This window comes from Membranihabitans marinus, from assembly GCF_021729155.1.
GTDB lineage: Bacteria > Bacteroidota > Bacteroidia > Chitinophagales > Saprospiraceae > Membranihabitans > Membranihabitans marinus.
The window spans coordinates 65093-79973 of sequence record NZ_JAJQYA010000007.1; the positions used below are offsets into that span (position 1 = coordinate 65093).

Genomic DNA, 14881 nt, shown 5'->3' on the forward strand with positions numbered 1-14881 from the left:
TCAAGTGGTAGTTATAAGATTTCCGTTAATTATAAATGTAATTCGTATTACTCTCTCTTGTTGTAACCCTGTGTAGATAAAATTATTAAAGGTAATTGGCCTATTTTAATTAATTAAGTTTGTGCAGTTTATCCCTACTTAAGTTCTTTAACTTTCTGCTTTAGAGTTTCTTCGGTATACACTTCATTGGCAGCTGGTTTATGTGCACGCATAGCCTTTATAAAGTTGGGAGATAAACTTTTGGGCTTTCGACCAAATGCATTTTTGATATATGACAATACACTGGCTATTTCTCGATCAGAATATTCAGTATTTTCAACCAATCCTGGCATAACAGAAGGAAATTCATATAATTTTCCGTTAACCGTTAGTGGACCTTTTAATCCGTGTAGAACGATTAGAGCCAATGAAGTATCTCTTCCCTCGATATATTCAGAATGGTAAAAAGGTGGAGCAACATGGTCTATCCCTTTTCCATCTCTACCGTGACAGGTTGCACAATTGGACTCAAATATTTCCAAGCCAGAGTCTGTTTTACCAGCATTGGCCTTTACTTTTGCATAGTAATCTATGTTGGAGGCAATTCGCTGTTGTAATTTGTCTAAATCGGCTTGAATTTCGGGTTGAGACTTTGTCAGATTCATCAAAGGTTGGATAAGGCTAGATTCCTGACCTTCTTTATTGGCCAATGCAAAATATACGGCGTATTGTTTATTCTTTGGTGATAGTCCTTCGATGAATTCCATTAACTCCACATTATCGGTTTGGTCGCTAATTGAAGAATAGATGGCTGTTAAATAAAACTTGTTTTTAAGTTGGGAAGTATTTTTCCAATAGTTATACAATTTTGATTTTAAGCCGTTATCCATGAGCTTGGGCTGTTCCATCAATATCTTTACAACATGTCCCATAAAATAATCGGGATTATGATCTACGGCTTCATGGAGATCTTGGTTGGTCAGTGCATTCAGTCCTTCCAATGTCCAAAAACTATGGAGTTGTGCCGTTGTAGAATTACTTTCTTTGATCAGTGTTCTCAGTTGATCTGCAATTGAGGCATCGTTTCTTTCAACCAACAATTGTTGAGCGTTGAGGCGGTACCATGGATTGTCATCACCGAGTAATTGAATCAGGTCAGCTGAGGATAGATTCTGGATGGGACGGATAGGAGATGGTGTGACATTCTCGTGATTGATGCGCAATATTCGCCCAGAATTAACCAAGGTATCTAGCTTGCGTTCACCGTATTGATTTCTCAGATAGGAGGTAAGGTATGTTTTATGCTGCAATAATCCCCTATGCATATCGACTATGTAGATCAGACCATCTGGGCCGGTCTTTAGATTGACGGGACGAAAAGTCTCGTCATCCACCACTATAAACTCTTTGTTGTCGTAGTATTGTTCTCCCTTAATGGCGACATCTTCATAAGAGACAAGATTTCTCTTGATTAAATTGGCTTCTGGTCCACAGGCAAATGCCTGTCCATTTAATAGTCCATTATAACCATTAGCCTGATAAAAAAGTGGCCCACATGCCGAGGTGAAGTTGTTAAGTATTTTGGTTTCTGGATCTAAGATTCCTTCCATATAACCTCTGTTTACGGCAGTAGGATGCAAAGGGTAGACACTTTGATCTCTCACTACACTTAGATTGACCCCAGGTGGTGTAGCTAAATTTTTGTTGTTGTCCAATATCCCAGGTAAGAAATAATCTCCCTTAAATTGGTTGGAATTGTCATTGGTATATATGTAGCCCAATGAGTCTTGAGTAATCCCCCATTGTCCACGCAAGAAGATGTACTCTTCTTCCCATTTTCCGTTTCTATATCTATATCTTTTATTGGATTTGGCATTGTATATCCAATTATCGGAATGGTACATTAAACCGTTGGGTTGATGTTCGACATTTCCACCTACAGCATAGTCATCATCTACCAAGACTTTTTTACCGGGGCGATTTCCTTTTTCTATGGGAACCCACCAGAGTGAAGGTGGGGTAGAGTAGAGCAATCCACCATTGACAAACTTCATGGCTCGGGGAAGGACGAGACTATCGAGAAAAACCGTTTTGGTATCCATTCTCCCATTATTGTCGCGATCTTCTAAAAATGATATTTGTCCCGAAGGTAATTTTTCTTCACTTCCAGCATAATCTGTCATATATCCCTTCATCTCTATTACCCATAACTTGCCGCTTGGATCAAAAACGATATCTACCGGAGCTTCGACCAAAGGTTCACTGGCTATCATTTCCAATTCGAAACCATCTTGAACTTGATAATGAGATAAGTCGATAGGGGGTTCGTTTTCGGAAACATCTACCGTGTACGTACACGAGGAGAAATTGATTAGGCAAAGGAGGGTTAAAATCTGAAAAATGTATTTCATCGCGCCAGTAATGTTAAATTGTTTTTAAGCTCGGTATAAACCGATTGCTTGACTGATAATGACATTATTACATTCATTAACATATACAACACTACGATACATATGAAGATGTGACTATTATATTAGTCTGTTGTATATGTGTAAGTTTCTGTATATTAGTGGGCGATAGCGGACTCGAACCGCTGACCCCTGCCCTGTCAAGGCAGTGCTCTAAACCAACTGAGCTAATCACCCTTACTATTAAAGTCCGCCAAAAATATAAATATTTTGGTAAATAATTATGATTTTTGATGTTTTAACCGATAATTAGTATTTGTAATTTCTATGCTCCAATATAAGATATATTAATAACCGTATTGCTAAAGATATTTCTAGCTTTAGATTGGATAATTACAGAAGTACAAAATTTTTAGTGCTTATAAAAAGTCATCGGCTTTTCGATAGGCAGCTACAAGTTTGTTTTCCCCTTCTTTACCACCTTCACTCAGACCGTGCTCCATTCCTACAATGCCTTTAAAGCCTTGTTCGTAAAGGAATTTGAATACATTCTTGTAGTTGATCTCTCCAGTATATGGTTCTTTTCTACCGGGATTGTCTCCGATTTGGATATAGTCGATTTCGTCCCAACAGTATTTCATATTGGTGATAAGGTTGCCTTCATTTTTTTGCAAATGGTAGGCATCGTATAAGATCTTACACGATGGGCTATCTACGGCTTTACAGATCATATGTGTCTGAACAGAGGTTCTCAAGAATAAATCGGGAGAATCGCTCAATGGTTCTAAAACCATAACCAAGCCATGGGGTTCAAAGATTTCTGCTCCTCGTCTAAGGGTCTCTATTACATTACCTGTCTGGATATCTAAAGGCAGTCTTCTTTCAAAATTTCCTGGAACCACTGTCATCCATTTGGCATTGGTTCTTTTAGCAACTTCTACTGCCTTGTGACAACTCTTTAGAAATATTTCATTGTACTCTTCTTTGCCAGCCGCAAAGGTGTTGGCGCCATTACCTCCTTTATCAATAACAAATACACCCATATCCATACCCAGTGAAGCTAGAGTATTACCAATCTTCTCTTGTTCATCAACCGATCTTTTCATCATCCCATTGTCCTCAATAGACCGAAAACCCAAGTCTGCCATATATTTGATCTGATCGATAAAGTTGTCACCTGCATGATTTTTAAACATACCTTGATGAGGGGCATAATTGAGATTGAAAGTTTCTCCCTTTATTTCTTTTTTCTCAGCGGCCTCAGCCATTTGAGAACCTATTGAAAGTGCAGAAGCGGTCAAAACACTATTTTTAACAAATTTTCGTCTATTCATGATGGGTATATTATGATTTTATGGATATAGAGATTAATATTATTCTTCGCTAAATTATTACTTTTATGAATATTTTCAAGGATAATTTAATTCTATTCCAAAATTTATGAGGATATATAGCCGATTTGCTTTTCTTTTTATTCTAACTTTAAATGTAGTAGTCTCTCATTCGCAAGACAATAAGTTGTTTTTGAAGTATTCAGAAACTCGAAACTTGATGGCCAGCCCGTTTACCATAGTGATTTATACTCAAGACACAACTGGTATTTCTGTGAATACAGATCAGGTTTTTCACAGACTAGAGAAAGCTTTAGATGCGATCAATTACTATGATGCGGATAGTGAAATCAATGAGTTTTGTCATCAACAGAAGGCTGGAAATTGGGTCAAAGTATCTGTGGATTTACTCGGTATATTAAAACGGTCAAAACGAGCCTATAAAAAAAGTGATGGTGTATTTGATGTTTCTGCTGGGAGGCTAATTCGTTTTTGGAAGTCGAAAAAAGTATGGGATCATCCGGTGGACAGTGCGATTATAAAGAGTTTAAAACCAAGTCTCTCTCTGAATAAATTGCGTTTTCGGGGTAATCGGGTAAAATGGGGGGTAGACAGTGTAGTCATCGATATTGGAGGAATAGGGAAGGGCTATGTTACCGACCTCGCTTTGAAATCATTGCGAAAATACAAATACAAAAGAGTCTTAATCAATGCAGGAGGTGATATGGTATTAGGTCGGGAAAAACCTACTGGACCATGGGCTATTGGGGTAGAAATGCCCGGTCATACGAGTTTGTCTAACCAATCTCTAGCCTTATCTCATCGTGCCGTAGCTACTTCTGGAACTACTTATCAAACCATAGAGATCGACGGCAAGATTTATTCTCATATAATTAATCCAGTCACTGGACTTCCTGTATCTCATCACAGCAATGTAACCACGATCGCCAAGTGTGGATGGAAGGCGGATTTTTATGCTTCTTATTTTTCTATTTTAGAGCCAGAAGAAGCAATAGCTGTGGCTAATAAAAGCCCTGATGTCGAAGTCTTAATAACCTTCGATAAGGCAGGAGGTGTTGCCAGTATATTCAGTAGGGGATTTTCTAAATATCTTAAAAAGTGATGGAGAATCCTAGACGAATTTAGCTGGGTTGTTGAAAATTTTATTTTTTTAGAAAAATAAAAAATATACAGTAAATGGTATTATTTTGTCTTTTAATATACATGTATTTAACAGAAAGACAATAAATTGGCAGAATTTATTGTTGGGTTATAGATAGACGATTAATGTATTTAGATGGCAATAAGTTGAAGATCTGCATATTAATTTTTTAATATTAGTGCTATATTCTTTTATATTTGTCAGTATTATGCATTTACTTTAGGGTTTTTAAGTAATTTTCTAATTCAAATTTTTCTATGAAAATATTATTAGGTTTTGTTTTGTTTATGATGGGAAATCATTTGGTTTGGTCGCAAGGTGAATTTAAAGCCTACGAAGAAACCATTCCCAACTCTGAACTGGCATTTGAGATGGTTCCTGTCAAAGGAGGAGAGGTGAAGACCGTGATAGCAGGGAGTGAAGTTGAAGTAGAGGTGACTTCTTTTTGGATGGCCACCAATGAGTTGACCTATGATGAATATACTCATTTTATGCAAGATGAGACTTTTAGTCAGAATGAGACCATGGACGCCATTACTCGTCCGAGTCCACCCTATATCGATTTCACTTTAGGGATGGGAAAAGAAGGTGGTTTCCCAGCCAACAGTATGTCACTTTACGGTGCAATGATGTATTGTAAATGGTTGTATAACAAGACGGGACATTTCTATCGTCCACCTACAGAAGCGGAATGGCAAATGGCTTGTGAGGCTGGTCAATCTACCTCTGAGGACGATTTGGCAGTCACTGCGGACAATAGCAATAACGCATATACCAAAGTGGGGCAAAAAGCAGCCAACAAATTGGGGATTCACGATATGTTGGGCAATGTAGCAGAATGGACCATCGATGCATATACCGAGGATTACAAAGCTCAATTAGCAGAAGTGGGAAGTGAAGATCCTGTCTTGGTACCGGTTTCCCGCAAAAGTTATGTAACCTTAAAAGGTGGACACTTTAGATCGCCAGCTGCAGAGGTATCTTGTGCAATGAGAATAAAGTCGGATAAGTTGTGGAATAGAAGAGATCCTCAGATTCCCAAAAGCCGATGGTGGAATACCGATGCTCCATTTATAGGGTTTAGATTGGTACGCCCCAATGTTGAAATGACAGAAGAAGAAATCGAAGCATTTTATGCTCAATATATTAAGTAATAAATATTAATTATCCATAATCATCTAAATATTAAAATACTATGGGAGATAACAACTTTAATCGAAGAAATTTTATGAAAAGTACAGCACTGGTTGCCGGAGGAGTAATGGCCTCTCCATTTGCAGCAACGGCGGGATTTTATGCTGAATCGGCGGCAGTCGAAATTAAGGTTGCTCTTATAGGATGTGGAGGAAGAGGTACAGGTGCAGCAGCTCAAGCACTTAAATCTCATCCAAAAGTAAAATTGGTTGCCATGGCCGATGCTTTTATGGATCGATTGCAAAACAGTTTGAAAAATCTTAAAGAGGAAATGGAAGGCGAAGGTGGAGATCGCATCGATGTGCCTACCAGTCGTCAGTATTCTGGATTCGATGGTTATAAAAAAGCCATGGATCATGCCGATGTAGTTATACTTACCACGCCTCCAGGGTTTAGACCGATTCACTTCAAAGAAGCAATATCACGTGACAAACATGTGTTTATGGAAAAACCAGTAGCCACTGATCCAGCTGGTATTCAATCTGTTTTGGAAACAGCTCAGATGGCCAAAAGTAAAAAATTGAATGTAATCGTTGGATTGCAGAGAAGATACCAAAACTCATACTTGGAAATGATTAAGCGATACCAAGACGGTATGATCGGCGATATCACTTCAGCACAGGTATATTGGAATCAAGGTGCTCTTTGGGTAAGACCTAGAAAACCATCGATGAATGAGATGGAATATCAAATGCGCAACTGGTATTATTTCAATTGGTTGTGTGGAGATCATATTGTAGAGCAACACATCCACAATATTGATGTGGTGAATTGGTTCAAAGATCAAACTCCAACTACTGCTCAAGGAATGGGAGGTAGAGTGATGAGAGTAGGCAAAGAATACGGTGAAATCTTTGATCATCACTTTGTCGAATTTACTTATGACGACGGTGTGGTTATGAATTCACAATGTAGACATCAACCGGGAACCTTTACTCGAGTAGATGAAATATTGACGGGGACAAAAGGACGTATCTTCTGTCGTCAGGGACGGATCGAAGATTTAAAAGGAAATGTGCTTTACCAATTTGATAAAGCCAATAAAGAAAACAATCCTTATCAAGAGGAACACAACTTATTGTTTGATGCGATCTCTAAAGGAGAGTATAAATTCTCTAATGCGGAATACGGCGCTCATACTACTTTGACTGCCATTGTAGGTCGATTGGCTACTTATTCTGGAAAAGTAATTGATCAACAAGCTGCACTCAACTCGGGATTGTCTATTCAACCCGAAGAATATTCATGGGATGCTACTCCACCAGTTTTACCAGGTGACGATGGATTGTATCCTTGTGCTCAACCAGGGGTTACAGATTACTTTAAGTCTTAGGATTTAAACTTTATAAAAGAATATAAGCGTTTGTTTGCATTAGTAGACAAGCGCTTTTTTTTGTTTAATTTATGACTTTAGTCATCTAATTGTCAGGTTGGAGAGATATTTCTTATTTTACTTCTCTAAAAAAATCTATCATAGAAATGAAGATCATACAAAGTGTCAATCCATATTCTGGCGAAGTAGTCGGAGAATATTCATTGCATTCCGATGAAGAGGTAAACGATATTATAAAAAGGGCGTCGTTGACATTTCATCGTCAGCAAAAAAGTGATAAGGCCGAAGGGCTGAATCAAAGATGTGAGAGAATCAAAGACTTATCTCGTCATTTGGAAAACGAAAAGATGAAACTGGCCAAGTTGATGACTATGGAAATGGGAAAACCCATTAGTCAGTCCATTGGAGAGATTGAGAAATGTGCTTGGTTGTGTAGGTATTATGCAGAAAAAGCTCCAGAGTTTTTGGCAGATGATATTATTTCAACGGATGCGGATCGAAGTTGGGTCAGCAAAGATGGTTTGGGCGTTGTTCTTGGAGTTATGCCTTGGAATTTCCCTTTTTGGCAGGTTTTTCGTTTTGCAGTTCCAACTTATTTATCAGGAAATACCCTCTTACTAAAACACTCTTCTTTGGTAACTGGGTCCGCTTTAGCTATCCGCGATTTATTTTTAAAAATAGGATGTGATTCTGGAGTATTTCAAGTTCTCGTAATACCTGGTCGCCGGGTGGCTAAGGTTATCGAAAATGAGGCTGTGAGAGCAGTTTCCTTAACTGGGAGTGAGGCCGCAGGGAGGTCGGTGGCCGCAGTTTGTGGTCAAAATATAAAACCCTCTTTATTGGAATTGGGAGGCAATAATGCTGCCCTTATATTAAACGATGCCGATGTGGATCGCTATATCGATGCCATGGTTTGGGCTAGATTTCAGAATGCCGGACAGAGTTGTATTGCAGCAAAAAGATTCATTGTACTGCCCGATATTTACGATGAATTTGTAGATAAATTTACTCGTAAGTGCAAAGACCTAGTATTGGGCAATCCCATGGATAATCAGACTCAATTGGCAACAATGGCATCCACCGAATTGGCCGAAGAACTTGCAGGTCAAGTAAAGACCAGTATCCAACAAGGCAGTGTGCTGACTTTGGGAGGTCAGAGAGAAGGCGCTTTTTATTCACCGACGATTTTGGAAAATGTTGAACCTGGAAATTTGGCCTTTGAAGAAGAATTATTTGGTCCTGTAGCGGCTATTGTAAAGGCGGAAAATATCGAAGAGGGCATTGAATTGGTCAATCGTTCAAAATTTGGCCTAGGTCTTTCTATTTTTACTGAAGATGTGGCAGGAGTGAGTCAATATCTTCCTCAGATAAATGAAGGAGCGGTATTCTTTAATGAATTGGTGAAATCTGATCCGAGACTGCCATTTGGAGGGGTGAAAAATTCTGGATATGGCCGTGAATTGGCTGAAGAGGGATTGATGGCTTTTGTCAATAAGAAAACCGTATACATAAAATAACCAAGAATCAATTATTTCTCAGAAATAGGCGTGTATATAATATTTCACTTGATGTGAAGGAGGGGAGAATAATACCAATGGTGTATTGTAATGTCTCGATTTCAAACAAATCTAAATATTACCGACAATTATAAACGTATTTGGTATAATTCTACAATAGCTAATGTCATCAATAAAACGTTTGCTTAAATTTTCAATTAGACAAATTCAAGGTTAATCTATAGTCAATAAAAACTTATGCTGACTAAGAACTATAATCCTTGTCAGCATAAGTATATGTTTTACTAGTATTCCGATTGGAATACCAAAGAATGGCTATTTCTTTACTTTATTGTAAACAAACAATAGTAATACAGCTCCACCAACGGCCAAGATAATACTCTTGAGGTTGAATCCATCGACGTCGCCAAATCCTAAGAATGTGCCGATCCATCCGCCGACAACAGCTCCTAGTATTCCAATAATTATGCTCACTATCCATCCCCCTGGGTCTTTTCCTGGGTGAATAAACTTTGCAATAGCGCCTACGACTAGACCAAAAATAATCCAAACTAACCAACTCATATGTTAAGTTTAAGGGTGAAAAAAAATCGTTTCATATAAAATTATTCCTCAAAAGAAAGTGAATAACTCGCCACTTCATTTTTGAGGAAAGTCGGAACAATAACTTGTTGAGTTTCGGGAACAAAAGTAATATCTGCTGTATTAGATTTTTCTTCTTGAGTGTCTACCAGCAAAGTAGTTTTACTTCCGGAGATATAAAAAATTTGTCCGCCCCAACGGCTGGCAATAAAAGTAGTGTCGTTTAAAATCACTAAACCATCACCACCCAAAACTTCAGTATTTAAAGTAGTATAACTTCCATCGGCATTAAACTTAACCAATCCTTCTTTACACAGCCCATATAATTGTCCAGCGTGACATTCCAATCCATTGATATTGGGAACGTTTTCGGCGATGGCTTCATACTGTCCGTCTTTAAGTCGGTATACTGTATTGGCTCTCATATCCGAAAAATAAATGTATTCTCCATCGGTGCATACATCATTTAAAAACTTGGCACTGTCTACAGCTATTCTTTCGGCAATGCTTCCATCGTTGAGGTTGATGCCCAATATTTCATCGATATCGGATACGTAAAGCTTGTGATCGTTGATGGCCATTCCCTTGGGGGCATTTAAGTCTACCACCCATTTTAAATTGTCTATCGTGCCATCGGGACGAATCTTGGATATAAAGCCATCTCCGTCTTTTAGGCTTGATTTTGTATTGCCACTAGATACATATATGGCTTTGGAAACTGGATCGTATAAAGTGGATTCTGATCCTGTAAATACGGTGTCGGTTTTCCAATCCATGGTCAGAACCGGTTCTGTTTTAACGGGAACTGCTGATTCTTCTGAATTGGACTGACTTGAATTGCAGGCTATCGAGAAGAGAAATAAGCCCAAAATCGAAGGAATAATTGACTTGAAAGAGGAAAAGGTAAGATTCATTGTAGTATTTGATTTGTTTGATGAAAAATACAAAATATTTGTTAAATTTCATAATTATCTTTTTGTTATAAAAGATTAAAAATCAATACAGTTCTACCATTCAAGATAAGTGTTAACCTCGAAGGAAGTTAACACTTATTTAGATGATTCTATGGTGTCAAAAATTACGATAAATTATGATCTAGATTTGAGATGAATGAAGGGACAAATCATCTCTTCTAAGCTGATCCCTCCGTGTTGGAAGGTGTTTTTGTAGTAATTATTGTAGTAGTTGTAGTTGTTGGGGTAAAGAAAGAAATGGTCTTCTTTAGCAAAAATAAAAGTCGAGCTCACATTGGGTCTAGGGAGGTGGGCTTCTTGTGGATTTTTGACTTCAAGCACATCACGACTATCGTATTTTAAGTTTTTACCCACTTTATAGCGGAGGTTGGTCGTGGTTTCGCGATCGCCGATAACTTTTGAGGGTTGTTTTACGCGGATGGTTCCGTGATCTGTGGTTACAAATAGATTGATATCGTGTTCGGCAAGTTTTTGCAAAGCACTCCATAATGGTGAATGGAGAAACCATGACTTGGTAATCGATCGGTAGGCCCTCTCGTCACTGGCCAATCCTTTTAGCATTTCCATCTCTGTTCGAGCATGAGACATCATGTCTATGAAATTGTAGACAATAACGGTTAAATCGTTATTGAGAAAATTCATGGCCTTGCCTTCCATTTCACTAGCTTGATAGGCATTGGATACTTTTACGTATTCATGCTTTATATCCTTGTGCATATATCTTTTTAGAAGACCTTCCAAAAACTCCGCTTCATGTTGATTTTTACCTCCTTCTTCATTGTCGTTCTTCCAAAAATTAGGATATTTTTTCTCGATTTCTGCTGGCATCATACCAGCGAAAATAGCATTTCTACTATACTGTGTTGCCGTGGGTAGAATACTGTAAAAATATTCTTCTGATTCTATTTTGAAAGCCTCATTAAATATGGGTTCGAGAATAGCCCACTGGTCATATCGAAGATTGTCCAACAACAAGAAGATGGTTGGGCGATCATTGAGATTGGGGATAAGTTTTTCTCTTATCAAGGATGAAGACATAATAGGGGCATCTATCCCATCCATCCAATCCAAATAATGGCGATCAATAAATTTTGAGAATTCGCTGTTGGCCTCGCTTTTTTGCATGGTCAATATATCTTGCATTTGATCGCTTTGGGATTTGGATAATTTCAATTCCCAGTCGATGATTTTTCTATAGATCTGCACCCATTCTTTGTAATCCAATCGACCATTGATTTCCATCAAGATACTTCTAAATTCTTGTTGGTAGTCGGTGACCGTTTTTTCTCGCACTAGGCGCTGATTGTCGATGATTTTTTTCAGGGTAAGTAGAATTTGATTTGGATTGACAGGTTTTAATAAAAAATCTGCAATTTCAGACCCGATGGCTTCATCCATTAGAGATTCGGCCTCGTTTTTGGTGATCATGACAACGGGAACATTTTTGTTGATTTCTCTAATCTTGCTCAATGTTTCCAAGCCCGTGATCCCAGGCATACTCTCATCGAGGAAGACACAATTGATATCGCTATTTTCAGCTAATTCTTCTACGGCATCGTGTCCATTGGTAACGGTAATGACCTGATACCCTTTTTTTTCTAAAAATAATAACTGTGGTCTAAGTAAATCAATTTCGTCGTCTGCCCAAAGAATTTGGATATCGTTTGTCATAGAGTTTTGTCTTTTAAATTTTATTAAAAAAAATCTTAACGGCTAAGTGCAATCAAAAAACGTTAAATTTATTTTTATTATTACTATTTCAAGATACAATGAATAAAAAGAAAATTATTAACGATCCAATTTATGGATTTATAAATATACCGTTTGAACTGGTTTTTGATATAATTGAACATCCCTATTTTCAACGTCTGCGCAGGATTTACCAAGTGGGAATGACGAATCTTATTTATCCCGGTGCCAATCACACTCGATTTCATCACACCTTAGGTGCCTTACATTTAATGTGGCAAAGTATACAACATCTTCGCAGCAAGGGGATTTTGATATCAGATGAAGAGGCTGAGGCATCGTGTTTGGCCATTTTAATGCACGATATTGGACATGGTCCTTTTTCCCATGCATTGGAAGGAGTATTGATTCATCAGTCTCATGAAGATATTTCTCTTCAGATAATGAAGGAGGTCAATCAGAAATATGAAGGAGACTTGGATTTGGCCATAGAAATATTTACTGGAAAATATCATCGCAGTTTCCTACATCAATTGGTGTCTAGTGAATTGGACGTAGATCGACTGGATTATCTAAACCGAGATAGTTTTTATTCCGGTGTCGTGGAGGGGAAAATTGGTACGGATCGCATTATTAAAATGCTGAATGTAGTGGACAATGAATTGGTTATCGAGGAAAAAGGGCTCTACTCCATTGAGAAGTTTTTAATGGCCAGAAAAATTATGTATTGGCAGGTTTATATGCATAAAACGGTTTTGGCAGCAGAGAAAATGCTGATTTCAGCTGTAGAACGACTTAAATATTTAGTAGTGAATGCCAGTCATTTGGCTCCCATTTCAATCCCCTTACAACATTTGTTAAGACATTCCCATACTGATTTTCAATTGCAAGATTTTTTAAAAATTGACGATATTGATGTCTTGTATGCCTTAAAACAACACGAGTATTGGGAAGATGATTTGTTTAGTTATTTATGTGAAGGCCTGCTCAATCGAAGGTTGTTTCGGACTCAACTTCAAACTAAAGCTTTTGCTGAGGCAGAAATGGAGAATATACATACCAAGGTTGGTGATTTTTTAAAAATTGATCGTGATCTGGCGGAAAAATTGATTTTCAGTGGAACCGAAACCACTCAATTCTACAACGATATTCCTCATCAAATAAAATTTTTGATGAAGGACGGTAGAATTCTTCCTTTTGAAGAAATCTCAGAATTAGGAGCGACCAATAGTCAAACGAAAAAGCATTATTTGGTTTATCCTAAATTTTAAGATTCTAAGATGGTTTTAAGTCTTTGAAGTCCTTCTTCAAAGTCGGCTCCAATTTGTTTTTCCATATTGACAAATAGCATCATGATATTCATTGGTCTTTTCATTGGACTGGTAAATCCCCATGTGACTTCAGTTTCATCGCTGTTGATGCTGTTGCAGGTCAAATAGGCGTCTGCTTCCGACTTAAATGGTTTGAGAAAGATCAATTTGGTATCAATGCGATGATTGGGTTCCAAAGCCTTAATGATTTGAATGCCTTCACCTACTTGCTTGTGATTGCTGTTCCAATAAGATTCAAATCCTACCTGACCATCTTCTCCAGTGTATTTCTTTTCCATATCTGGGTCTAATCGATTCCACTTAGCCCATTCATCTTGGTTTTTGAGGAAGCTTAAGTATTCATAAACATCGTGAAGAGGACGATCAATGTTGATACTGCGGCTCGATTTTAACTCATTGGGTGCAATAGCTCCAAGAACAAAAATGATTACCACCAGAACGATGAGAACATATATGAAAGTCATTTTTTATTAATTTATATTAAATAAAATGTAATTATTTGTAAATTAATAAAAATAACTGAAATATGATAGTGTAAAAGCCTTTATGTAGTGTATTATTCTTTTTTAAAGGTGAGGTTTTAATTGTTGTCTATAATATTGAAAAAATTCTGCTGTACGAAAAAGCTGTCTTTTGTCCATTACTACCTGTAATGTCTTTGATAAGTCCAGATTTGTGAAAATCAATTTTGAAATCAATGATTTCATTCTCTCTACCAGAAGTAGATTCACAAATAGTTTGCTTTTTTTGAAGGATATTGTTTTTATTCCACCCTTGAACAGACCTGATAAATAAAGGATGTTGATAATTAGTATTTCTCTGTGTATCAAATGTGAATAGGGTTTTTATTTTTTCCTTTTTGTGATTGAAAGTGATTTTAGCACTTATATTTTCATTTGTCCACTGATAAAATGAACGAGATAAATAGTCGTTCAAATAAGCAGAAAAAATGTGATGACCACTGAGTTGATTGTGGATATTGTATTCAAAAGTATGGAGTTGTTTAAGTTTTTGATTCCTTCCGCCGAATTCAAATATTTTAATTAAACGTTCATCGTTATCGTAAATATAGGAGTGACGGCCGATAAGATATTTCCCTTGAAAAATTAATGTTTCAGCACATTTTTCATTTTCGTTGATTTTGTAATGATATTTTTGGTGACCAACAGTTTGCATATTTAAATTACCTCTATGATCGTATTCCATTTTTTGTATTTGAGTATTGCCATCCTTGGTCTTGGTTTTAATAGAAGTTATGGTTGGATAGTCATTTTGGGCTTTTGAGACTATATGGCTGTTGAAATCTGGTGTTGGTCTAGCCATTTGCCAAATATTGGATAAACTGTATTTCATGATCACGGGTTTTGGTGTTGGTATTAAG

General features: G+C 37.3%; 12 protein-coding genes and 1 tRNA gene. 5 read left to right on the forward strand and 8 right to left on the reverse strand.

Annotation, left to right across the window (positions count from 1 at the left end; genetic code table 11):
• Positions 1 to 134: 134 nt before the first annotated feature.
• The 3 genes from LVD51_RS06570 to LVD51_RS06580 form a co-directional block, all read right to left on the reverse strand.
• Positions 135 to 2390: a DUF7133 domain-containing protein gene (locus LVD51_RS06570; RefSeq protein WP_236970409.1), complete on the reverse strand. Its 2256-nt coding sequence runs from the start codon at positions 2388 to 2390 to the stop codon at positions 135 to 137.
• Between the two features lie 159 nt (positions 2391 to 2549).
• A tRNA-Val gene (locus tag LVD51_RS06575) sits at positions 2550 to 2624 on the reverse strand.
• Positions 2625 to 2806: 182 nt separating this feature from the next.
• Entirely contained in the window at positions 2807 to 3721 is a 915-nt protein-coding gene (locus LVD51_RS06580) for a hydroxypyruvate isomerase family protein (RefSeq protein WP_236970410.1), read from the reverse strand.
• 106 nt (positions 3722 to 3827) lie between these two features.
• Between LVD51_RS06580 and LVD51_RS06585 the strand changes: the two genes are divergently transcribed.
• The 4 genes from LVD51_RS06585 (at position 3828) to LVD51_RS06600 (ending at position 8924) form a co-directional block, all read left to right on the forward strand.
• On the forward strand, positions 3828 to 4841 hold the full coding sequence (locus LVD51_RS06585; protein WP_236970411.1) for an FAD:protein FMN transferase: 1014 nt from the start codon (positions 3828 to 3830) through the stop codon (positions 4839 to 4841).
• Positions 4842 to 5137: 296 nt separating this feature from the next.
• Positions 5138 to 6034: a formylglycine-generating enzyme family protein gene (locus LVD51_RS06590; protein WP_236970412.1), complete on the forward strand. Its 897-nt coding sequence runs from the start codon at positions 5138 to 5140 to the stop codon at positions 6032 to 6034.
• 74 nt (positions 6035 to 6108) lie between these two features.
• On the forward strand, positions 6109 to 7407 hold the full coding sequence (locus tag LVD51_RS06595) for a Gfo/Idh/MocA family protein (protein ID WP_236970413.1): 1299 nt from the start codon (positions 6109 to 6111) through the stop codon (positions 7405 to 7407).
• 146 nt (positions 7408 to 7553) lie between these two features.
• On the forward strand, positions 7554 to 8924 hold the full coding sequence (locus tag LVD51_RS06600; protein WP_236970414.1) for an NAD-dependent succinate-semialdehyde dehydrogenase: 1371 nt from the start codon (positions 7554 to 7556) through the stop codon (positions 8922 to 8924).
• Between the two features lie 315 nt (positions 8925 to 9239).
• On the opposite strand, the gene LVD51_RS06605 is transcribed toward LVD51_RS06600, so the two are convergent.
• From LVD51_RS06605 to porX, 3 genes are all read right to left on the reverse strand, one after another.
• The gene (locus tag LVD51_RS06605) at positions 9240 to 9488 is read right to left on the reverse strand and encodes a GlsB/YeaQ/YmgE family stress response membrane protein (protein WP_236970415.1); all 249 of its coding nucleotides are present in this window, start codon (positions 9486 to 9488) and stop codon (positions 9240 to 9242) included.
• Positions 9489 to 9529: 41 nt separating this feature from the next.
• Positions 9530 to 10420 (reverse strand): hypothetical protein, encoded by an 891-nt coding sequence (locus LVD51_RS06610; RefSeq protein WP_236970416.1) that lies wholly within the window; start codon positions 10418 to 10420, stop codon positions 9530 to 9532.
• A 174-nt stretch (positions 10421 to 10594) separates the two neighbouring features.
• Entirely contained in the window at positions 10595 to 12151 is a 1557-nt protein-coding gene (gene porX, locus LVD51_RS06615) for a T9SS response regulator signal transducer PorX (RefSeq protein WP_236970417.1), read from the reverse strand.
• A 98-nt stretch (positions 12152 to 12249) separates the two neighbouring features.
• On the opposite strand from porX, the gene LVD51_RS06620 reads away from it, so the two are divergent.
• Positions 12250 to 13440: an HD domain-containing protein gene (locus LVD51_RS06620; protein WP_236970418.1), complete on the forward strand. Its 1191-nt coding sequence runs from the start codon at positions 12250 to 12252 to the stop codon at positions 13438 to 13440.
• Here LVD51_RS06620 and LVD51_RS06625 read toward each other — a convergent pair.
• Positions 13437 to 13964 carry an SRPBCC family protein gene (locus LVD51_RS06625; protein ID WP_236970419.1) on the reverse strand — a complete coding sequence of 176 codons (528 nt, stop codon included), beginning with the start codon at positions 13962 to 13964 and terminating at the stop codon, positions 13437 to 13439. The genes LVD51_RS06620 and LVD51_RS06625 overlap by 4 nt on opposite strands.
• 127 nt (positions 13965 to 14091) lie before the next feature.
• A complete protein-coding gene (locus LVD51_RS06630; RefSeq protein WP_236970420.1) occupies positions 14092 to 14853 on the reverse strand; it encodes a hypothetical protein in 762 nt (253 codons plus the stop codon).
• Positions 14854 to 14881: the final 28 nt, after the last annotated feature.

Excerpts from the sequence above, each read along its gene's own strand:
- LVD51_RS06570 (WP_236970409.1), bottom strand. The coding sequence starts at position 2,390 with ATGAAATACATTTTTCAGATTTTAACCCTCCTTTGCCTAATCAATTTC.
- LVD51_RS06580 (WP_236970410.1), bottom strand. The coding sequence starts at position 3,721 with ATGAATAGACGAAAATTTGTTAAAAATAGTGTTTTGACCGCTTCTGCA.
- LVD51_RS06585 (WP_236970411.1), top strand. The coding sequence starts at position 3,828 with ATGAGGATATATAGCCGATTTGCTTTTCTTTTTATTCTAACTTTAAAT.
- LVD51_RS06590 (WP_236970412.1), top strand. The coding sequence starts at position 5,138 with ATGAAAATATTATTAGGTTTTGTTTTGTTTATGATGGGAAATCATTTG.
- LVD51_RS06595 (WP_236970413.1), top strand. The coding sequence starts at position 6,109 with ATGAAAAGTACAGCACTGGTTGCCGGAGGAGTAATGGCCTCTCCATTT.
- LVD51_RS06600 (WP_236970414.1), top strand. The coding sequence starts at position 7,554 with ATGAAGATCATACAAAGTGTCAATCCATATTCTGGCGAAGTAGTCGGA.
- LVD51_RS06605 (WP_236970415.1), bottom strand. The coding sequence starts at position 9,488 with ATGAGTTGGTTAGTTTGGATTATTTTTGGTCTAGTCGTAGGCGCTATT.
- LVD51_RS06610 (WP_236970416.1), bottom strand. The coding sequence starts at position 10,420 with ATGAATCTTACCTTTTCCTCTTTCAAGTCAATTATTCCTTCGATTTTG.
- porX (WP_236970417.1), bottom strand. The coding sequence starts at position 12,151 with ATGACAAACGATATCCAAATTCTTTGGGCAGACGACGAAATTGATTTA.
- LVD51_RS06620 (WP_236970418.1), top strand. The coding sequence starts at position 12,250 with ATGAATAAAAAGAAAATTATTAACGATCCAATTTATGGATTTATAAAT.
- LVD51_RS06625 (WP_236970419.1), bottom strand. The coding sequence starts at position 13,964 with ATGACTTTCATATATGTTCTCATCGTTCTGGTGGTAATCATTTTTGTT.
- LVD51_RS06630 (WP_236970420.1), bottom strand. The coding sequence starts at position 14,853 with ATGAAATACAGTTTATCCAATATTTGGCAAATGGCTAGACCAACACCA.